The organism is Pseudomonas alkylphenolica (genome assembly GCF_004025535.1).
GTDB lineage: Bacteria > Pseudomonadota > Gammaproteobacteria > Pseudomonadales > Pseudomonadaceae > Aquipseudomonas > Aquipseudomonas alkylphenolica_A.
This window is the reverse complement of the sequence record NZ_QJRG01000049.1, coordinates 561,164-581,863: the sequence shown is the minus strand read 5'-3', so window position 1 is coordinate 581,863 and position 20,700 is coordinate 561,164. Positions and strand designations below refer to the sequence as shown.

General features: G+C 59.3%; 16 protein-coding genes, 2 rRNA genes and 1 pseudogene. 8 read left to right on the top strand and 11 right to left on the bottom strand.

All coding sequences use genetic code 11. The annotated features are described in order from the left end of the window. Positions 1-156: 156 nt before the first annotated feature. Together DM813_RS29140 and DM813_RS29135 are read left to right on the top strand one after the other, a co-directional pair. Positions 157-1,446 (top strand): annotated as a pseudogene (locus DM813_RS29140) (HAMP domain-containing protein); the annotation flags it as partial. 102 nt (positions 1,447-1,548) lie between these two features. Next, positions 1,549-2,304: a methyl-accepting chemotaxis protein gene (locus DM813_RS29135; RefSeq protein ID WP_420066476.1), complete on the top strand. Its 756-nt coding sequence runs from the start codon at positions 1,549-1,551 to the stop codon at positions 2,302-2,304. A 56-nt stretch (positions 2,305-2,360) separates the two neighbouring features. On the opposite strand, the gene DM813_RS26290 is transcribed toward DM813_RS29135, so the two are convergent. After that, complete coding sequence (locus DM813_RS26290; RefSeq protein ID WP_128326305.1) at positions 2,361-4,319, bottom strand: S8 family serine peptidase; 1,959 nt, start codon at positions 4,317-4,319, stop codon at positions 2,361-2,363. A 172-nt stretch (positions 4,320-4,491) separates the two neighbouring features. Between DM813_RS26290 and DM813_RS26285 the strand changes: the two genes are divergently transcribed. From DM813_RS26285 to DM813_RS26275, 3 genes are all read left to right on the top strand, one after another. Continuing rightward, positions 4,492-5,508, top strand: a complete 1,017-nt coding sequence (locus DM813_RS26285; protein ID WP_128326304.1) for an ABC transporter substrate-binding protein — start codon at positions 4,492-4,494, stop codon at positions 5,506-5,508. Between the two features lie 65 nt (positions 5,509-5,573). Next, positions 5,574-6,440 carry a LysR family transcriptional regulator gene (locus tag DM813_RS26280; protein ID WP_128326303.1) on the top strand — a complete coding sequence of 289 codons (867 nt, stop codon included), beginning with the start codon at positions 5,574-5,576 and terminating at the stop codon, positions 6,438-6,440. Positions 6,441-6,549: 109 nt separating this feature from the next. Continuing rightward, positions 6,550-7,467, top strand: a complete 918-nt coding sequence (locus tag DM813_RS26275) for an AEC family transporter (RefSeq protein WP_128326302.1) — start codon at positions 6,550-6,552, stop codon at positions 7,465-7,467. A gap of 5 nt (positions 7,468-7,472) precedes the next feature. Here DM813_RS26275 and DM813_RS26270 read toward each other — a convergent pair whose 3' ends face one another. From DM813_RS26270 to DM813_RS26250, 5 genes are all read right to left on the bottom strand, one after another. Next, complete coding sequence (locus tag DM813_RS26270) at positions 7,473-8,573, bottom strand: polyamine ABC transporter substrate-binding protein (RefSeq protein ID WP_128326301.1); 1,101 nt, start codon at positions 8,571-8,573, stop codon at positions 7,473-7,475. 228 nt (positions 8,574-8,801) lie between these two features. Then, complete coding sequence (locus DM813_RS26265; protein WP_128326300.1) at positions 8,802-10,124, bottom strand: ATP-binding protein; 1,323 nt, start codon at positions 10,122-10,124, stop codon at positions 8,802-8,804. Then, entirely contained in the window at positions 10,121-10,789 is a 669-nt protein-coding gene (locus DM813_RS26260; RefSeq protein WP_128326299.1) for a response regulator transcription factor, read from the bottom strand. Before DM813_RS26260 ends, DM813_RS26265 begins: the two co-directional genes overlap by 4 nt. Then, positions 10,789-11,103, bottom strand: coding sequence for a PepSY domain-containing protein (locus tag DM813_RS26255; RefSeq protein WP_128326298.1), 315 nt, complete (start codon positions 11,101-11,103; stop codon positions 10,789-10,791). Before DM813_RS26255 ends, DM813_RS26260 begins: the two co-directional genes overlap by 1 nt. Next, the gene (locus DM813_RS26250; protein ID WP_128326297.1) at positions 11,103-11,411 is read right to left on the bottom strand and encodes a PepSY domain-containing protein; all 309 of its coding nucleotides are present in this window, start codon (positions 11,409-11,411) and stop codon (positions 11,103-11,105) included. The genes DM813_RS26255 and DM813_RS26250 overlap by 1 nt, the downstream gene beginning before the upstream one ends. 159 nt (positions 11,412-11,570) lie before the next feature. Between DM813_RS26250 and DM813_RS26245 the strand changes: the two genes are divergently transcribed. Beyond that, positions 11,571-12,650, top strand: coding sequence for a patatin-like phospholipase family protein (locus DM813_RS26245; RefSeq protein ID WP_128326296.1), 1,080 nt, complete (start codon positions 11,571-11,573; stop codon positions 12,648-12,650). A 57-nt stretch (positions 12,651-12,707) separates the two neighbouring features. On the opposite strand, the gene DM813_RS26240 is transcribed toward DM813_RS26245, so the two are convergent. The 3 genes from DM813_RS26240 to DM813_RS26230 are packed head-to-tail and all read right to left on the bottom strand — an operon-like array spanning position 12,708 to position 16,625. Continuing rightward, positions 12,708-15,185 carry a TonB-dependent siderophore receptor gene (locus tag DM813_RS26240; RefSeq protein WP_128326295.1) on the bottom strand — a complete coding sequence of 826 codons (2,478 nt, stop codon included), beginning with the start codon at positions 15,183-15,185 and terminating at the stop codon, positions 12,708-12,710. A gap of 46 nt (positions 15,186-15,231) precedes the next feature. Beyond that, positions 15,232-16,074 carry a FecR family protein gene (locus DM813_RS26235; RefSeq protein WP_128326294.1) on the bottom strand — a complete coding sequence of 281 codons (843 nt, stop codon included), beginning with the start codon at positions 16,072-16,074 and terminating at the stop codon, positions 15,232-15,234. Beyond that, on the bottom strand, positions 16,071-16,625 hold the full coding sequence (locus DM813_RS26230) for an RNA polymerase sigma factor (protein WP_431312011.1): 555 nt from the start codon (positions 16,623-16,625) through the stop codon (positions 16,071-16,073). The genes DM813_RS26235 and DM813_RS26230 overlap by 4 nt, the downstream gene beginning before the upstream one ends. 76 nt (positions 16,626-16,701) lie before the next feature. Between DM813_RS26230 and DM813_RS28835 the strand changes: the two genes are divergently transcribed. Next, entirely contained in the window at positions 16,702-17,001 is a 300-nt protein-coding gene (locus DM813_RS28835) for an AlpA family phage regulatory protein (protein WP_128326441.1), read from the top strand. Then, on the top strand, positions 16,887-17,243 hold the full coding sequence (gene queD / locus DM813_RS26220; RefSeq protein WP_082071411.1) for a 6-carboxytetrahydropterin synthase QueD: 357 nt from the start codon (positions 16,887-16,889) through the stop codon (positions 17,241-17,243). The genes DM813_RS28835 and queD overlap by 115 nt, the downstream gene beginning before the upstream one ends. A 224-nt stretch (positions 17,244-17,467) precedes the next feature. On the opposite strand, the gene rrf is transcribed toward queD, so the two are convergent. Beyond that, positions 17,468-17,583, bottom strand: a 5S ribosomal RNA gene (rrf, locus tag DM813_RS26215). Positions 17,584-17,714: 131 nt separating this feature from the next. Then, positions 17,715-20,604 (bottom strand): 23S ribosomal RNA (locus tag DM813_RS26210). Positions 20,605-20,700: the final 96 nt, after the last annotated feature.

Below are 20,700 nucleotides of genomic sequence, written 5' to 3'. Positions count from 1 at the left end.
CCCCTTGCTTGTCAAAGCACGGGGCGAGGCATTCTGCAAAAAAGCCCTCTAAATCAACCGAAATAAATCCTTTGAAATAAGTTTTTTTAGTAAAGAACGTCGTGTTGCCGCCGATATGTTCGACAGCCTCAGACTTTCAGATCAAAGGACTTCGCCATGTCGTTCAGACAACTTTCCATTCAATGGAAGATCACCCTGCTGGCCGGGCTGTGCCTGGCCAGCATCGTCACCCTGCTGGTCGGCCTCTCGTTGTACCGCATGGAGCATAGCTCAGAGCTGGTCAAAGCCAGCAGCACGCAAATGCTCACCGAAGCGGCCCAGCAACGCATCGAGTCACAGGGCGAAGTCCAGGCGTTGAGCATTCGCCGCCAGTTCATGGATGCCTACCAATACGGCGCGGGCTTTTCCCGTCAGGTGCTGTTTTTGCGCGAACAGGCTGAAAAGCGCTTCATCGACGCCTTCGATCTGCGCGAAGACCTGACCCGCCAGGTGTATTCCGCGTTGCAGGCCAACCCCGACCTCCTCGGCCTGTCGCTGGTATTCGAGCCCAATGCGCTGGACAACAAGGACGAACTGTTCGCCAATCAGGAAAAGCTGGGCAGCAACGAAAAAGGCCGCTTCTCGTTGTACTGGTCACAACCGACCCCCGGTCAACTGACCTCCATGAGCCTGCCTGAGCGCGACCTGGCCGACACCAGCGTCGGCCCGAGCGGCGAGCCGGCCAACACCTGGTCGATGTGCCCACGCAGCACGCGCAAGGTGTGCGTGATCGAGCCGTACTTTTACGAGATCAACGGCCAGCAGGTGCTGATGACCAGCATCGCCTTCCCGCTGATGGTCGCCGACAAAGTCGTTGCCACGCTGTCGGTGGACATCAACCTGAACAGCCTGCAGGCCCTGAGCCAACAAGCCAGCCGCAACCTGTACCAGGGCCAGACGCAAGTCAGCATCCTCAGTCCTGCCGGCTTGCTCGCAGGCTACAGCGCGGACGCCAGCAAGCTGGCCAAGCGCTTTGACCAGGTCGACCCAGAAAAAGGCGCTGAACTGATCCGTCTGTTGTCCGAAAGCACAACGCTGCACAGCATCCATCACGAACAGCGCCTGAAAGTGCTGGCTTCGTTTACTCCGATCCCCGGGGGCAAATCCTGGGGTGTGTTGCTTGACGTACCGGAAAGCGCCCTCACCGGCCCGGCCGACGCCTTGAAGCAGGAACTCGACCAGCGCAGCACCAGTGGCACCCTGATCGAACTGGGCCTGGGTGGCCTGGCCGCCATCGTCGGCCTGCTGTTGATCTGGCTGATGGCCCGCACCGTGACCCGGCCGATCCTCAACGTGGCCGCAATGCTCAAGGATATTGCCAGCGGTGAAGGCGACCTCACCCGCCGCCTGCAATACGACAAGCACGATGAGCTCGGTGAACTGGCGGGTTGGTTCAACCGCTTCCTGGACAAACTGCAGCCGACCATTGCCGAAGTCAAACGCTCGGTGCAGGCGGCCCGTGATACCGCTGACCAGTCCTCTGCCATTGCCAGCCAGACCAGCGCCGGCATGGAGCAGCAGTACCGCCAGGTGGACCAGGTGGCAACAGCCTCCCACGAGATGAGCGCAACCGCCCAGGACGTGGCCCGCAGCGCCGCGCAAGCCGCCCAGGCCGCTCGCGACGCCGACCAGGCCACGCGTCAGGGCCTGGCGGTGATCGACCGCACCACCGCCAGCATCGATACACTGGCCGCCGACATGAATACCGCTATGACCCAGGTCGAAGGCCTGGCCGAGAACAGCGAGAAAATCGGTTCGGTACTTGAAGTGATCCGCTCCATCGCCGAACAGACCAACCTGCTGGCGCTCAACGCCGCGATTGAAGCCGCGCGCGCCGGTGAAGCGGGCCGTGGCTTTGCCGTGGTGGCCGATGAAGTACGCAACCTCGCCCGCCGCACCCAGGAGTCGGTGGAAGAAACCCGTCAGGTCATCGAGCATCTGCAGGCCGGTACCCGCGAGGTGGTGGGCGCCATGGACAGCAGCCATCGTCAGGCCCAGGGCAGCGTTGAGCAAGTCGGTCAGGCGGTGACCGCACTGCAGCAGATCGGCGATGCCGTCACCGTGATCAGCGACATGAACCTGCAGATCGCCAGCGCCGCCGAAGAGCAAAGTGCCGTGGCCGAAGAGATCAACAACAACGTCGCCACCATCCGCGACGTGACCGAGTCGCTCTCGGGCCAGGCCAATGAGTCTGCACGGGTCAGCCAGTCGCTCAACAGCCTGGCCAACCAGCAGCAGGGCTTGATGGATCAGTTCCGCGTCTGACCCTTGTGCCAGTGGAGCCGCCCCGGCTCCACTGGCCTCGCCTGACGGTCACTCCGTCAAAGTTCGTCCTTCACCGTATGGAACTTGCCGCCGCCCAGAATGCGATCCAGCAACACCAGCGCGCCATGGACATCGGGCCGCGCGCCCATGGGCAGCACATCCGTGTGAGGCAGCGTAGCGTCTTTGTAGCCGGACTCCATGACCAGAAGATGCATCTGGTTGGCATTGAGATAAACATGGTGGTGCTCGATGGCATAGGACTGGATCAACGCCAGTGCGCCGGTCACCAGCGGCGTTGCGCTTGAGGTACCCCCGTAGTTGTCGGTGTAATCGCGATCGTTGCCGTCCTTGTCCTGCAATGCCCCGTAGCCCAAAGTCGCGACACTGTCGCCCCAACTGTTGAGCATGCGGTAGCGATAGTTGTAGTTCGAATATTGATGAGGTTTGCCATCCCAGGAGTGGCAGGCCCCGATCAGGATGGCATCCGCATCGCCGTGGTCGAGAAAGTACGGCCACTCGGACAGATCAACACCAAAATTTGCGACTGCGCGCTTGTTGGTGTCTGTTTTGTAGCTGCCGTTACACGCGGCATTGACCACGACCGCACCACGTTCTGTCAGCTGGCGCGTTGCGTCCCACCAGAGTTGGTCGTGCAGTGAAGGAAGAAAAGTGGTCATCGCATTGATGTTGGCAGTTTGCCGGTTGATACCAACAATGTCACCGGGCCTCACATACCGCAAAAGATCCTTCGGGGTTTGCGCATTGTGGTGCTTGGTTGCCCTGTTGTTGTACACATACAGCTCACTGGCATGGCAGATGCCCGACATTCCCAGAGAGTTAGCACGGGCCACGAGCAGTCCAACCGACGCAGTGCCGTGGTCTGGGTCAGTGTTGGGGATATGGCTGATGATGTTGAGATCCGGGTTGCCTCGCAAATCTTCATGGTTGGGGTGCAGCCCACCATCGGAAAAGTGAACCCTGACTCCGCTGCCCACCACCTGCTTTTCCCAGACCTTGCGGATGTTCATGCCCTGGTGTCTGGAGCCCGGTTGATCCAGGTAGGTCTGCAGCGCTTCAAAGTCGGGCGTCGGCTGCGCTTCATCATACGCGTGGTTCCCGGCTGCCACGGCAACACCGGTGATAAGCGTCGCCACCACCGCTGCCGCCCCGGCAAGCACAAACGGAGTGTGCTCGGTCTGCGGCGCCGCAAAGTGCAGGGTTTCGAGATAGTCCAGTGGCGCCAGCACCCTGATCAGTTCGACAAACATCTCATTGCTCATGCCTTCGGGCTGCTCGATCACATAAAAGTGGCGAAGCACACTCAGCGCGCTGTCCTGCCGTTCCTGCTCGCTCAATAACGACTGCGGGGCAAGCACCTGTTTCAGGTTCGGCCATTGGCGCACCAGGATCGAGTAGGAGTCAGGTTCAAGGTCAGCCAGAAACTGTTCAACGCCACCGGGTATGAATTTCACCAGCAACGGGGGGAAACGCTCGCCGTTCTCCAGGACCGGAAGCTGCGCATGCATGTCGCCATAGGGGTCATCAATTACAGGTAAACCCGAAGACTCGTCGGTGTCGCCGAGATCAGCCACATCGCGCCTGCGCCGGCCTGCCGAGGCAGGCAGAGGCACTTTGTCGAGAACGCTTCTGCTTGATTCATCCGCTCCAACGACGATGATCAACGGTTTGAGCACCAACTCCCCACTGGCAAAGTGAGGAAGATTTCTCTTGAGGACCTCTTCGTCTGTCAACGTCACCTGAGGGGTGATGTGGTAAGTCCCTGGAACCTGCCCGCTCGCCAGGGTTGCCGGACAACCATGGTGTTCCAGAGCACCGCTCTGGCTTTGCGACAGCACGGTTATGCCATCCACAGGCACCGGCCCCTGCGCCTCGAGCCGCTCCAGCGAGTAGTAAATATGCTTTACCTTGCATAAGTCGTTACCGCTACAGCGGACGTGGAACTGCCCATCGAAGCGGAAGTTCCTGAAGTACGCAAAACTGATATCGAGACTCATCATTACCCTTCCTTGTGCTGGATTGCGTGCGCGCCTGGCGCACGCCCCATCCTTGCAGCGCCCATTCACCTGATGCAGCCCGAAGCACTTCCCGCTACCAGCCTCGGCCGAAACGGCCATACCGTCGTCTACACTTGCCCGAAACCCGGGATTGGCAACCTACGAGGCTAAGATGAAGACCCTTCCAAGGCTGCTGGTCGGCCTGCTGCTCACCGTTGGCCTCGTGGCAACAGGCACCGCCATGGCCGCCGACAAACAAACGCCCATCCACTTCGGTGACATCACCTGGGAAAGCGGCAGCCTGACCACGGAAATCCTGCGCCTGATCGTCGAGAAGGGGTATGGCTATGCCACTGACACCCTCCCCGGCAGCACGGTGAGCATGGAGGTGGCACTGGCGCGCAACGATATCCAGGTGATTGCCGAAGAGTGGGCCGGTCGCAGTCCCGCATGGGTCAAGGCGGAGCAAGCCGGCGAGGTGTTTGCGCTCGGCGACACGGTGAAAAATGCCGATGAAGGTTGGTATGTACCCAAGTTCGTGATCGAAGGCGATGCCAAGCGTGGCATCACGGCCGAGGCGCCGGACTTGCGCACAGTCGATGACCTCAAGCGCTATGCCCAGGTCTTCCGCGACCCCGAGGAGCCGAAAAAAGGCCGCTTTCTCAACAGCCCCAGCGGCTGGACCTCGGAAATCGTCAACAGTCAGAAGCTCAAGGCCTATGGCCTGGATGAGCTGTACGTGAATTTTCGCAGCGGTTCCGGCGCGGCGCTGGATGCCGAAGTCACCTCATCGATTCAGCGCGGCAAACCAGTGCTGTTCTACTACTGGTCGCCCACTCCGCTGATGGGACGTTTTCAGCTGGTACGCCTGGAAGAACCACCCTTCAACGAAGCCGCCTGGAAGACCCTGACCGACGCCAGCAATCCCAAGCCGCAGGGCAGCCGCTCGTTGCCGGCAAAACTGTCAATTGGCGTCTCGGCCGCGTTCAGGCAGCAATACCCCGAACTGGTCGAGATGTTTACCAAGGTCGATCTGCCGATCGAGACCCTCAACCAGACGCTGGCGCACATGAGTGAAAAGCGCCAACCGCCAAAAGATGCCGCGCAGCAGTTCCTCAAGGACCACCCCGACATCTGGAAAGCGTGGTTACCTGCAGCACAGGCCAGCAAGGTCGAAGCGGCCCTGTAGCTTTTCATCACGGTGAATCGACGCCATGATGACAACCCGTCCCCCCCTTGCTGCCGGAGCCCTGCTTGTCGCTCAAAGCCCTGCGTACCCTGGTCACCATCGCCCGGCATGGCACCTTTGCCCGTGCCGCCGATATCCTCAGCCTGACCCCCTCGGCGGTGAGCCTGCATATCCGCAGCCTGGAAGAAGAGCTTAACGTCAGCCTGTTTGACCGCAGCCGGCGCCAGGTCAGCCTGACCGAAGCGGGACATCTGGTCGTCGAGCGCGCCGAGGGCATTCTTGCTGCCTATGACGAAATGGCCGATGCCCTGGTGAGCGGCCCTGGCCTGCATGGGCGACTGAAGATCGGCGCCATCCAGACCGCCTTGGCCGGGCGCCTACCGGCGGCATTGGTACGGATCAAGGCCGAGCATCCGCACCTGCATATCAGTGTACTCTCGGGCATGTCCGCCGAGTTGGCCAGGCGCGTTGAAGACGGTGAACTGGATGCCGCCATCACTACCGAACCGGTAGCGCCCTACCCGGCCAACCTGGACTTTACTCCGCTCTACCAGAGCCGCTTCTGGGCCGTTGCCGGTCCTGCTTTTGCGGGTTTGAGCCTGAGGGAGCTGCTGGCCAGCCAACCGTTTTTGCGCTTTGACAAGCGTGCCTGGGCCGGACGCATGATCGAGCAGGAACTGCGCAAGCAACAGCTTCCTGTCAGCGAGCAGATGGAACTGGACAGCCAGCAAGCGCTCACGCACATGGCTTCGATGGGCCTGGGTGTAGCCATCGTCCCGCTGTCCGACGAAGACCTTGAGGCCCTGCCTGCCGTGACCTTGCTGCCCTTTGGCGAGCCGCAGCGCACCCGCGCCGTCGGCCTGCTCGAACATGTCAGCAGCCGCCGCCGGCACCTGACGGCAGTACTGAAAGCAGTACTGTGCAACCCTTGAGTTTTTCTCAACGGTTAATTGAGTATTAAACGTTTTTTTCTTTCAGTGCCAACCGCTAGCCTGATGTCGACACCTACCCAGGGGCGTCGACACTTACGGAAAATGCCTGATGCTGAATCTGATCCTTGCCACCATTGTGCCGATTGCCTTGTTGATCGCGCTGGGACGCTGGCTGCGCGCCTGCGACTTTCTCGGCGATAACTTCTGGCCGGCGGCCGAACGCCTGAGCTACTTTGTGCTGCTGCCCGCACTGTTCGTCCATAGCCTGGCGACCGCTGACCTCAGCGGCCTGCCGGTGTTCGACATGGTCACGGTGCTACTGATCTCGACCCTGATCGGCGCTGTCTTGCTGGTGCTGTGCAAGGGCATCATCGCCGGCGATGGCGCCAGTTTCACCTCGGTGTTCCAGGGCGGTATACGCTTCAACAACTACATTGGCGCCACCCTGGCAGCCGGCATCTATGGCACCGGCGGCATCGCCCTGGCGGCGGTGGCCAACGCCGCCATCGTGCCCACGGTCAACGTGCTGTGTGTCCTCGCCTTTGCCCGCTACAACGGTGCGCAAAGCTCGGCCCGCGCCGTCGCCAAGGCAATCTGCAGCAATCCGTTGATCGTCGGCTGCGCCCTGGGTATTGCCCTGCGCCTGACCGGGATGGGGTTGCCTGCCGGCATCGAACCGACCATCAAGGCGCTCGGTCAGGCCGCCTTGCCGCTCGGCCTGCTGTGCGTCGGTGCAGCGCTGGCAGGCAGCGCTCGCGGCTTGGGACCACGGCCCTTGCTGGCGGCTTCGTTGTTCAAGTTCGTAGTGCTGCCACTGACGACCTACGGGACCTGTCGCGTGCTGGGGTTGAGCGGCCAGGCGGCAACCGTCGCCATCCTGTTTCAGGCACTGCCGACCGCTTCATCCTCATACGTGATGGCACGGCAAATGGGTGGCAATGCACCGTTGATGGCCAACATCATTGCCTTGCAGACCCTGCTGGCAGCGCTGACGCTGCCAGTGATGCTGAGCCTGACTTTGGCGTGAGCCCGCTACTTGTCCGACTTGATGCTGGTCCAGACGCGGGTGCGCACACGCTCAAGCTTTTGCGGCAGTGGCTGAACTACATACAGTTTGGCCAGGGCGTCCTGTGTCGGCGTCAGGTTCGGGTTTTCGGTAATGGCCGGGTTGATCAGCGCCAGCGAGTCTTTGTTGGCATTGGGGTAACCGAGAAAATCACTGATCGGCGCAATGACTTTCGGCTCCATCAGGTTGTTGAGAAACGCATGGGCTTCGGCGACATTCTTCGCGCTTTTCGGAATGGCAAATGTGTCGAACCAGATCGGCGCCCCTTCTTTGGGCAAGCGCCAGTCGACGACCACACCGTTGCCCGCCTCTTTGGCGCGATTGCCAAACTGGTAGAAGCTGCCGGAGTAACCGATGGCAACGCAAATGTCACCGTTGGCGATGTCGGTCATGTATTTGGCGGAGTTGAAATAGGTGACATAGGGGCGCACCTTCAACATCAGCGCCTTGGCTTTTTCGTAGTCATCCGGATTCTGGCTGTTGGGGTCCAGGCCCAGGTAGTGCAGGGCCAAGGGCAGAATTTCCGAAGGCGAGTCGAGCATGGCTACTCCGCACGACTTGAGCTTCTCCATGTTCTCGGGCTTGAACACCAGGTCCCAGCTGTCCACCGGCGCCTGATCACCCAGCGCCGCCTTGACCTTGGCCGGGTTGAAGCCGATCAGCACCGTGCCGTACATGTAAGGCACGCCATACTGGTTACCCGGATCGTTGCTATCCAGCAGCTTGAGCAGTACCGGGTCCTGGTGACTCCAGTTGGGCAACTTGCTTTTATCCAGTTTCTGGAAAACCCCCGCCTTGATCTGGGTGTCGAGAAACTGGTTCGACGGCACCACCAGGTCGTACCCGGAGTTGCCGGTAAGCAATTTGGCTTCCAGCGACTCGTTGGTGTCGAAGGTGTCCCAGGTCACCTTGATGCCGGTTTGTGCGGCAAAGTCCTTGGGCACGGAAGGCAGGATGTAGTCCGCCCAGTTGTACACCCGCAAGGATCGTGTTTCGGCCTGCACGGTGCCAGACAACAGCGTCAGTGCCCCGACACTGACGGCCAGCATGCGTTTGAGTGTGGTCATTGATTGTTCCCCCGAGTGTGGCGTGAGCTCACTGTTTTTATGGTTTGTACACGGCAGGCGGCCTGAATGAACAACCAAGGCCAAGGAGAAATACGGCTGAGAATAGGCGTCGGCCAATGCAGCTGCATCGCCTGATCGCGTCTGATTTTTGCTGAGCGCTTGTGCGGCTCACAGTGTGTGGCTGGCCAAAAAGAGATCGAAGTGGCCAATTTTTCTCGCAATCAGCGCTTAGCGGCCAACCTTGCGCGGCAGCTCGATGCACACCCGCAACCCGCCCAAGGGGCTTTCCTGCAGCGTCATCTGCCCGCTCCAGGCCTCGACGATATCGCGAACGATGCCCAATCCCAGGCCATGCCCTTCGATCTGCTCATCCAGGCGGGTGCCCCGCTCCAGGACCTGCTCGCGCTCACTGACCGGGATGCCCGGACCGTCGTCGTCAATGAGCAGCCGGTAACGCTCCGGGTGATCCTCGATACTCAACCGCACCTCGCTGTCCGCCCATTTGCAGGCGTTGTCCAGCAAGTTGCCGAGCAGTTCGAGCAGGTCTTCCCGGTCCCAGGGCAACAACAGCCCTGGCGGCACCTGCTGGCTCAAGGTCAGGCCCTCACCATGGATCATGCTCAGGGTGCCGAGCAGCCCGGGTAACTCGGCATCACAATCGAATTGCGCCCCAGGCAAGGCATCACCGGCCAGACGGGCCCGGTTGAGTTCACGGCTCAAGCGTTGCTGAATCTGCTCCAGCTGTTCGCGCAGTTGTACACGCACCTGCGGCTTGTCGTGGAGTTGCTCGCTGGAAGCCAGGCTCAGCAGCACAGCCAGCGGTGTTTTCAAGGCATGGCCCAGATTGCCCAAAGCATTGCGTGATCGGCGCAAGCTGTCTTCGGTATGCGCCAGCAAGTGGTTGATCTGTTCAACCAGCGGTTCCAGCTCGCTGGGCACTTGCGTGTCGAGCTGCGAACGCTTGCCCTGCTGCAGCTGGGCAATCTGCTCGCGGGCGCGCTCCAGTGGTCGCAGCGAACGAGTAACGGTGATGCGCTGGGCCACCAGCACCAGGATCAGCGCCAGCAGGCCAAGGCCCAGGCCGATCTGTTGCATGCGACGAAACTGGTCGCGCACCGGGGTGTAGTCCTGGGCGACACTGATCGCTATCGCTTGGCCGAAACGCCGGTAGTCACTGCGCAGCACCAGCAATTGCTGATTCTCAGGCCCCAATTCCAGATCGGTGTGCAGGCCGCTGGTGGCGGGTGCCGGCAGGTCCAGGTCCCAGAGTGAGCGGGAGCGCCAACTGCCACCGTCAAAATCGATACGGAAATAGTACCCGGAGAACGGCCGCTGATAGGCGGCGGACACCCGACGCTCATCCAGCTCAAGCCCCGATTGCCCGCGCACCATCGCGATCAACAGGTTTTCGCTTTCCTTGCGCAGGCCGGTCTCCAGGTAGCGCTGCAGGCCCACTTCGAACAGCCACAGGCTGAGCTGTGCCAGCGCCAGGCCCACCACCACCAGCACTGCAATCAGGCCGAGGCTCAAACGTGCCTGAATCGATTTCACCCAGCACTCCCGGCATAGCGATACCCCTGGCCACGGTGCGTTTCGATGACGCTCCGGCCCAGTTTGCGGCGCAGGTGATTGACGTGCACTTCCAGCACGTTGGAGTCGCGCTCGGTTTCACCGTCGTAAAGGTGTTCGGCCAGATGGCTCTTGGACAGGATCTGCTGCGGGTGCAGCATGAAGTACCGCAGCAGGCGAAACTCTGCAGCGGTGAGCTGGATGTCGACGCCATCGCGGGTGACGCACTGGCGTCCTTCATCCAGTTGCAGCCCCGCTGCCTCCAGGGTTGGCTGATTGGCCAGGCCGCGGGCACGGCGCAACAGCGACTGCACGCGCAGCATCAGCTCTTCCGGGTGAAAAGGCTTGCTCAGGTAGTCATCGGCACCGGCCTTGAGGCCCTCGATGCGCTCTGCCCAGGAGCTGCGTGCAGTGAGGATCAGCACCGGCGTCGACAGGCCGCTGGCGCGCCACTGCGCGAGTACTTCAAGCCCGGAAAGCCCAGGCAAGCCCAGGTCGAGAATGATCAGGTCATAGGGTTCGCTGCTGCCCTGATAGACCGCGTCACGGCCATCGGCCAGCCAGTCGACCGCATAGCCCTGGCGCTGCAGCCCTTGGGTCAGTTCATCCGCCAGCGGCACGTTATCTTCGACCAGTAACAGGCGCATCAATCATCTTCCTCATCTTTGAGCAACACGCCATTGGATGCGTCCAGTTTGATCTCGCGCACCGTCCCTTGCGGGGTCAACAGCTCGACCTCGTATTCGTAGCGGCCGTGTTTCTCTTCCAGCTCCGCCTCCAGCAACTTCGCCCCGGGATAGCGTCCCAGGGCATCGTTGAGCAGCTTTTCCAGCGGCAGGATGACGCCCTGCTGCCGTAGCTGCAGGGCTTCGTCCTGATCAAGGTCACGGGCCGATGCCAGCGAACAGAGTGCCAACAGCGCAACGAGAACGGTCTGGGCTGTTCGCGTGCAAACGCTCATTACTTGTCCTGTACGTCCTTGAGGATTTCACCGGTCTTGGCGTCCAGGTCCACGTCCCACTCGACGTTCTGGGCATCACGCAGGTCGATTTTGTAAACCAGACGACCGTAGACATCTTCAAGCTCGGACTCTTTGATCGTGGCGCCCGGGTGCTTGGCCAGCGCTTTGGCGTTCAGGTCGTCCAGGGACAGAATGGTCTTGTCCTGAACCATCTTGGTGACTTCGTGCATGGGAATGTCTTTGGCCAGGGCGACATTGGCGCTCAGGGCAAGGGCGGCAGTAACAAACAGGGCAGTCAGTGCTTTCATGGTATGTCTCCGTTGAGATCAATAATGTGTCTACGGGGCCTAGATTAACCAACCGAACTTAACTGAAGCTGAAAACAACTGGCGACATGATAGCGCACCCCCGCCCCACAACCGGACCTCTGTTCTTTATAATTGCCGGCTACAGACAGTGAGGCCCGTATGAGCGCAATCCATATCAAGTACCCGGCCCTGACGCTCAAGGCTGGCCGTCACGCCTTGCAGCGCATCCGCGAACGCGGATTGCAGGCGGCCGATGTCGGTGTGCTGCCGGGCGCTGCAGGCGGCCCCAAGGCTCTCGGCATACAAGGCCTGGACCTGGCATTGTTCGGTCATTGGCTGCCAAGCGCGCCACGTGAACGGGCGTTGATTGGCGCCTCTATCGGTTCCTGGCGCTTTGCCAGTGCCTGCCTGCCCAATCCCGCCGAGGCCTTGCAACGTCTCGGGCTGCTGTACACCGAACAGGACTTTGCCAAGGGTGTCACCCAGGCCGAAGTCAGCCGCAGCTGCCAGCGCATGCTCGATGAGCTGTTGCAGGGCCGCGATGCGCAGATCCTCGAGAGCCCTGATTACCGGCTCAATATCATGGTGGTCAAAAGCCATGGGCTATTGGCACATGACCAGCGCACACGCCTGGGCATGGGCCTGTCATCAGTAATTGCCGACAACCTGATCGGCCGCTCCCGGCTGGCGCGACACTTCGAGCGGATCATCCTTCACGATGCGCGCAGTGCCCCGCCGCTACAGCCCCTGACTGACTTTCCTTCACGCTGCCTGCCGCTGGATGTGGCCAACCTGCGCCATGCCCTACTGGCTTCCGGCTCCATTCCGATGGTCATGGAGGGGGTACGCGACATCCCCGGCGTCGGCCAGGGCACCTACCGTGATGGCGGGCTGCTCGACTACCATCTCGACCTGCCCTACCACGGCGACGACATCGTGCTGTACCCGCACTTCACCGACAAAGTGATCCCCGGCTGGTTCGACAAGGCCTTGCCATGGCGACGCGGTGACGGCGATCGCTTGCGCAACGTGCTGTTGCTGGCGCCCTCCAGCCAGTACCTGGCCAGCCTGCCCTTCGGCAAGCTGCCCGACCGCAGCGACTTCAAGCGCTTCATGGGAGACGCCGGCAGCCGCCAGCGCTACTGGCACAAGGCAATGGCGGAGAGCCAGCGCCTGGGCGACGAGCTGCTTGAGCTGATAGAAACCGGCAGGCTGCACGCGCACCTGCAACCGCTGTAATGACCACAGGGTAAGGTAGTCTGCTTGCAGATGCACCCTGCCCTTGCGATCTGGCTATTACCAATCGTGTGTGTACGTTGCTGTCAGCACGGTGCCCGGCGCTGGCAGGTGGCTGGTATTGTTGCTGTTACGCATCAATTGGCTGTAGAGCGGGTAGTAGCTGCGGTTGAACAGGTTCTGGATACCTACACTTATCTGATCGTCTTCGCTCAATTGGTACTGACTGATCAGGTCTACGGTGGTGTAGCCATCGACCTTGCGCCGACCGAAGCTGGCAACGCCATCGAGACGATAATCATCACCATCGAAATAGGTGGCTTGCACACGGTTGCTCCAGACGTCGCTGGGTTTGAACTGCAGGTAAGCGGTCAACTTGAGTGGCGGGATGCGATACCCGGTCATGTCTTGCCAGTCACCGCCGTCCGGCTGTTCACGGCCCTTCATCCAGGTAAAGGTGCCACCTGCGCCCCAACGCTCATCGTCGGTCAGCCAGTCGGCGCTGCCTTCCACACCATAGATCCGCTCTTTGGTGCGCGTCAGGATCAGGCCGTTATTGAAGCTTTGCACATCCCCCAGTTTGGAGGTGGTGTAGAACACCGCCAGCGACGCCAGTGTCTGCTCACCCAACGCGCCACGCCAGCCCAGCTCGTAGTTGTTGGTTTTCACAGGCTCCAGGTTCGACGCGTCGATATCGAATCCGCGACGGGCGTTACGTAGCTGCACGCCGATATCGGGTAGCTGGAACCCCTGGCTGAAGGCTGCATAGATTTCCTGGCCCGCCACCGGTGAGTAGGTCACGCTGATGTTGGACAACACCGAATCGTAATGAACCTCACCACCCTGGACGGTAGCCGGTTGAGCGGCGCTCGACTCCGACAGCGGGATGAAATCATCGTATTCAGCAGTGGCGTATTCGTAACGCACACCGCCTTCCATCGACCATTGATCGTTGAACTTGTGCTGAAGCTGCGCAAAGCCACCGACACTGCGCGAGGTCAGGTCGGGCATATAGGTCAGCTTGCCGATCTTGTCGAACACCCTGCCACCGCTAGCGTCATAGACCTGCGGATCGAAGATGTCGATGGGCATGTCGCTGCGTTCCTGACTGAAGTCTGCGCCCCACAGCAGCTCCGTATTGCCTTCGTCGCCTAGCGGGGTGCGCAGGGTGATCCGGCTGCCGTACACCTCGCTGTTCTGCATCACTTGGTCGACATTGCGTCCGCGCGTGGCCACCGCCCGTGCGTCAAACGGCGTGAAGCGAGTGAAGTAGTCGCGGTAGTAGAGCTGCGCATTCAGCGTGCCGCCAAGAATGTCGGAGTGCGCGTATTCGAGGTTAAGCAGGGTGTTCTTGATCTGGTTCTGCTCGTCCAGCGACAGGCCTGACAGCGGCCTCGCAGGCACCGAACCGGGCGGGAGCCTTGCCACGGACGGGTCGGAGGTATAGTCGGAATCCTGCTCGGCGTTGTAGTGGCTGGCAGACAGCTGGATACGCTGCACGTCATCGATACGCAAACCGAGTTTGCCGCCAATGTTGTAGGTGTTGGCGTCAAACAGATCGCCCTGGCTGGGTTCTGGCGCGATGCGATGCCCGTTGGCGTCGTAGGACGCGCCAATGTGCCGGGCGCCAAAGTCCAGGGCGTAATCGACCTGCCCTTGGGAACCGGAGAGGTGATGCTGTAACTGGCCACCAAGGCCGTCACTGTCCAGCTCGCTTAGCGGCGAGACGGCGCTGAGGCTGGTTTGCGCGCGCGGCTCACCCCCGGCCGGGCGAGTGGTAATGGAGATGATGCCACCCGTTGCCCCCGCGCCGTAAATGGCGCTGCTACCACGGATCACTTCGATGCGCTCGATCAGCGCCGGGTCGATGTTCGCCAGGTTGCGTGAGGAGTCGCGGTTGGTATTGAGCGGTACACCATCGACCAGCACCAGCATGGTACGTCCACGCAGTGTCTGGCCATAGTCGGTGATGGTGCGGCTGGAGTCGGCCATGCCGGGAATGCTTTTCGCCAGCAAGGTGGCCAGGCCATCGGAGCCCTGGCGCAACTGCTCCAGTTGTTCGCGCTCGATCACGTTGACCTGCCGGGCCTGCGGTACTACATCGCTGTTCAGACGCGACGAACTGATTTCCAGGCTGGCCAGTTCCACCGCTGACGATTCGCTAACGGCAGCGTCGGTGACATTCGCAGGCTCGCCCGGCACTACCAGGTAGGTGTGTTCGTCGCGCTCCTGCGCAGTCAGCCCGCTTTTGCCCAGCAGCCGTTCAAGCGCTTCCTGCAAGGTATAACGGCCACGCAGCGCGGGGGCTGTCTTGCCGGCAGTGATTTCACTGGCGAACAGGATCTGCGCCGAGGATTGGCGCGCGACGGCATTGAGGGACTTCTCCAGCGAGGTAGCTGGAACATCGAAATCGACGGGTGCAGATTGCGCCAATGACCATTGGCTGAGCAGCAGGCTGCCGGTCAGCAAGGACAGGCGCACAGGCGCACGCAGGAAGGGCTGACTCACGTTCTTGTTCTCCACATAGTAAGGTTGCATGGAGATAGCCGTCAGCACAGCCGCGTAACCCTACCTCGGTCGGCAACTATTTTTTTGTGTCGCGCGATTTGATCCGCACCGCACCATCGGGGGCGGTGGCAACGTTTACCGGCAGAATGCCCGGCAACAGCGCCAACAGGCGATCAACATGCCCGCTGTCAAACACACCGGATACCGGCAAACCGGCAATACCCGGATCCTGTAGCGTGATTGGCTGAGGGTAATAGCGCTGGAGCGTGCCGATGACCTCGGCGAGCGGCGTACTTTCAAACACTAACCGGCTGTCCGTCCAGGCGGTGACATCATCGGCGCTGACCCGCGTTACCTCACCCGGGATGCCCTTTTGAACGCGCAGTTGCTGGCCTGGTTCGAGCAGCGCAACGGTGTCGGTGGCATCCCCCCGGACAGCCACCTTGCCTTCGGCCACGGTGACCTGAACATCCTGCTCGTGCCGGTTGACGTTGAAGCGGGTGCCAACCACGCGTACCCCTGCCCGCCCTGCGTCGACCAGGAACGGGCGATACACCATTGGCGAGACCTGGAACAGCGCCTGCCCTCGTTTCAGTTCAACCTGTCGCGTGCGCAGGTGCCAGCTGATGGTCATCTCGCTGTCGCTGTCGAGCAGCACCTCACTGCCATCAGCCAGCTGCAGCGTACGGCGCTGGCCGACCTCGCTGACAAGGTGTTGACTGTGGTAAGCGGGGTCGACCCAGACTGCGCCTGCAGTGATTGCCAACAGCAGCACCCCGAGCGCTTTTGCGGCTGTGCGCTTGGGCTTGGCTGGCGTGCAAGGCGGTAACGGAAAACGCTGCTTGAGGTCCTCGCGAAATCGGGCAATCGCCTCGTCTTCCTGGCTGTAATCCTTGGGCTTGTGCGAATTGCGCGTCATGGCAGTAGCTCCGTACCCAGGTACTCTCGGCAAGCATTCATGCCCAGACGCAGGTGTTTTTCTACGGTTTTGAGCGAAATGCCCAGGCGTTCGGCCACTTCGGCTTGCGGCAATTCATGCAGCTTGTGCATCACGAATACCGCCTGACAGCGGGGAGGCAAATTGGCAATCGCCTCGGTCAGCAGCTGCAAGGTGCGTTCACCGCCGATATGACGCTCCTGACCGGGAGCGCCACTGCCAACTTCAGGCAATGTCGGAACGCCAATAACCCAGGCCTGGCGTCGACGCTCGCTACGGTAGCGAGTGATCGCAATATCGTGGGCGATCTTGCGCAACAAGGCCACGGGTGTGCGCACCCCTTGCTTTTCATCCTGCTCAAGCAACTGCACACACAAGTCGTGTACGACCTCACGCGCAAACACCCGCTCGCCGAAGCGCCGGCGTACGTGATCCACCAGCTCGTCATAATGCCGGACCAATGCTGCCAGGAGTGTGGGTTTGGGGGGCTCGACCTGCACGATGACCTGCGCGTGGGGAGGAACGGATGCCATGGGAATGGCGTGACCGCGCAGTATAAATACGAATACTTTACATTTAAAGCAAATACAACGGCCCGTATAGCGCAGAATCAAAGCGGGCACATTCTTAAAACAGGTTAGAATAGGACCCAACTCGGTCGCGTGGCGGCAAGCGGATATCCCGGTTTGGATGTCCTCGGCGCCACTGGCAACGACCCCTCAGTACATCGAGCAGTACACCAGACACCCGTGGCCTGCTCCAGCCCTTACACCATCAGCTATACAGGCCACACCGTGGAAATTTTCAAAGAGTTCACCTTCGAGTCGGCACACCGGCTGCCGCACGTTCCTGAAGGCCACAAGTGTGGCCGTCTGCACGGCCACTCGTTCAAGGTTGCCCTGCACCTGACCGGCCCGCTGGATCCGCATACCGGCTGGATTCGCGACTTTTCCGAGATCAAGGCGATCTTCAAGCCGCTGTATGAGCAACTGGATCACAACTACCTGAATGACATCCCAGGCCTGGAAAACCCGACCAGCGAAGTGATCGCCAAATGGATCTGGGAGCAGGTCAAGCCGTTGCTACCTGAGCTGTCGAAGGTGCGTATCCATGAGACGTGCACTAGCGGTTGTGAATATTACGGCGACTGATCCTGTACGCGACCGAAGGAAACCACCCTGCGGGGTGGTTTTTTTTGGGTCTGGGTTTTGGTGGTTGAGACAGAAGCTAGCCGGGGACCGCGCAACGGCTTTTCGCGGCGGTCCGGCGCCCCGGTAAACCCGCTCCCAGAGGATCGAGGGAGAGCTGCACCGGTGGCGGGCCGGAAAAGACAAAACCCCTACCTGCGTACGCAGATAGGGGTTTCGGAATTTAATCTTGACGATGACCTACTCTCACATGGGGAAACCCCACACTACCATCGGCGATGCATCGTTTCACTGCTGAGTTCGGGATGGGATCAGGTGGTTCCAATGCTCTATGGTCGTCAAGAAATTCTGTTGCCAGAAGGTCTTGTTAGACACTCCAGCGAATCGGGTATGTGACAATTTGTGGTTTTACGAACTTTCGGTTCATTTCGTCTTCACCACCACAATCTGCAAGGCAGATTGCTTGGGTGTTATATGGTCAAGCCTCACGGGCAATTAGTATTGGTTAGCTCAACGCCTCACAGCGCTTACACACCCAACCTATCAACGTCGTAGTCTTCGACGGCCCTTCAGGGAGCTCAAGGCTCCAGTGAGATCTCATCTTGAGGCAAGTTTCCCGCTTAGATGCTTTCAGCGGTTATCTCTTCCGAACATAGCTACCCGGCAATGCCACTGGCGTGACAACCGGAACACCAGAGGTTCGTCCACTCCGGTCCTCTCGTACTAGGAGCAGCCCCTCTCAAATCTCAAACGTCCACGGCAGATAGGGACCGAACTGTCTCACGACGTTCTAAACCCAGCTCGCGTACCACTTTAAATGGCGAACAGCCATACCCTTGGGACCGGCTTCAGCCCCAGGATGTGATGAGCCGACATCGAGGTGCCAAACACCGCCGTCGATATGAACTCTTGGGCGGTATCAGCCTGTTATCCCCGGAGTACCTTTTATCCGTTGAGCGATGGCCCTTCCATACAGAACCACCGGATCACTAAGACCTACTTTCGTACCTGCTCGACGTGTCTGTCTCGCAGTCAAGCGCGCTTTTGCCTTTATACTCTACGACCGATTTCCGACCGGTCTGAGCGCACCTTCGTACTCCTCCGTTACTCTTTAGGAGGAGACCGCCCCAGTCAAACTACCCACCATACACTGTCCTCGATCCGGATAACGGACCTGAGTTAGAACCTCAAAGTTGCCAGGGTGGTATTTCAAGGATGGCTCCACGCGAACTGGCGTCCACGCTTCAAAGCCTCCCACCTATCCTACACAAGCAAATTCAAAGTCCAGTGCAAAGCTATAGTAAAGGTTCACGGGGTCTTTCCGTCTAGCCGCGGATACACTGCATCTTCACAGCGATTTCAATTTCACTGAGTCTCGGGTGGAGACAGCGCCGCCATCGTTACGCCATTCGTGCAGGTCGGAACTTACCCGACAAGGAATTTCGCTACCTTAGGACCGTTATAGTTACGGCCGCCGTTTACCGGGGCTTCGATCAAGAGCTTCGCGTTAGCTAACCCCATCAATTAACCTTCCGGCACCGGGCAGGCGTCACACCCTATACGTCCACTTTCGTGTTTGCAGAGTGCTGTGTTTTTAATAAACAGTCGCAGCGGCCTGGTATCTTCGACCGGCATGAGCTTACGGAGCAAGTCCTTCACCCTCACCGGCGCACCTTCTCCCGAAGTTACGGTGCCATTTTGCCTAGTTCCTTCACCCGAGTTCTCTCAAGCGCCTTGGTATTCTCTACCCAACCACCTGTGTCGGTTTGGGGTACGGTTCCTAGTTATCTGAAGCTTAGAAGCTTTTCTTGGAAGCATGGCATCAACCACTTCGTCGCCTAAAGGCAACTCGTCATCAGCTCTCGGCCTTAAGATCCCGGATTTACCTAAGATCTCAGCCTACCACCTTAAACTTGGACAACCAACGCCAAGCTGGCCTAGCCTTCTCCGTCCCTCCATCGCAATAACTAGAAGTACAGGAATATTAACCTGTTTTCCATCGACTACGCTTTTCAGCCTCGCCTTAGGGACCGACTAACCCTGCGTCGATTAACGTTGCGCAGGAAACCTTGGTCTTTCGGCGTGGGAGTTTTTCACTCCCATTGTCGTTACTCATGTCAGCATTCGCACTTCTGATACCTCCAGCAAGCTTCTCAACTCACCTTCACAGGCTTACAGAACGCTCCTCTACCGCGTCACCTAAGTGACACCCGTAGCTTCGGTGTATGGTTTGAGCCCCGTTACATCTTCCGCGCAGGCCGACTCGACTAGTGAGCTATTACGCTTTCTTTAAAGGGTGGCTGCTTCTAAGCCAACCTCCTAGCTGTCTAAGCCTTCCCACATCGTTTCCCACTTAACCATAACTTTGGGACCTTAGCTGACGGTCTGGGTTGTTTCCCTTTTCACGACGGACGTTAGCACCCGCCGTGTGTCTCCCATGCTCGGCACTTGTAGGTATTCGGAGTTTGCATCGGTTTGGTAAGTCGGGATGACCCCCTAGCCGAAACAGTGCTCTACCCCCTACAGTGATACATGAGGCGCTACCTAAATAGCTTTCGAGGAGAACCAGCTATCTCCGAGCTTGATTAGCCTTTCACTCCGATCCACAGGTCATCCGCTAACTTTTCAACGGTAGTCGGTTCGGTCCTCCAGTCAGTGTTACCTAACCTTCAACCTGCCCATGGATAGATCGCCCGGTTTCGGGTCTATACCCAGCGACTAATCGCGCTATTAACACTCGCTTTCGCTACGCCTCCCCTATTCGGTTAAGCTCGCCACTGAATATAAGTCGCTGACCCATTATACAAAAGGTACGCAGTCACCTAACAAGTAGGCTCCCACTGCTTGTACGCATACGGTTTCAGGTTCTATTTCACTCCCCTCTCCGGGGTTCTTTTCGCCTTTCCCTCACGGTACTGGTTCACTATCGGTCAGTCAGTAGTATTTAGCCTTGGAGGATGGTCCCCCCATATTCAGACAAAGTTTCTCGTGCTCCGTCCTACTCGATTTCATGACTAAGAGATTTTCGCGTACAGGGCTATCACCCACTATGGCCGCACTTTCCAGAGCGTTCCGCTAATCTCAAAGCCACTTAAGGGCTAGTCCCCGTTCGCTCGCCACTACTAAGGGAATCTCGGTTGATTTCTTTTCCTCAGGGTACTTAGATGTTTCAGTTCCCCTGGTTCGCCTCTTGCACCTATGTATTCAGTACAAGATACTCAGCTTATGCTGAGTGGGTTCCCCCATTCAGAGATCTCCGGATCAAAGTCTGTTTGCCGACTCCCCGAAGCTTATCGCAGGCTACCACGTCTTTCATCGCCTCTGACTGCCAAGGCATCCACCGTATGCGCTTCTTCACTTGACCATATAACCCCAAGCAATCTGGTTATACTGTGAAGACGACATTCGCCGAAAATTCGCAATACTCTTAAAGACTTAAGAGAAACTCACAAATTTTACC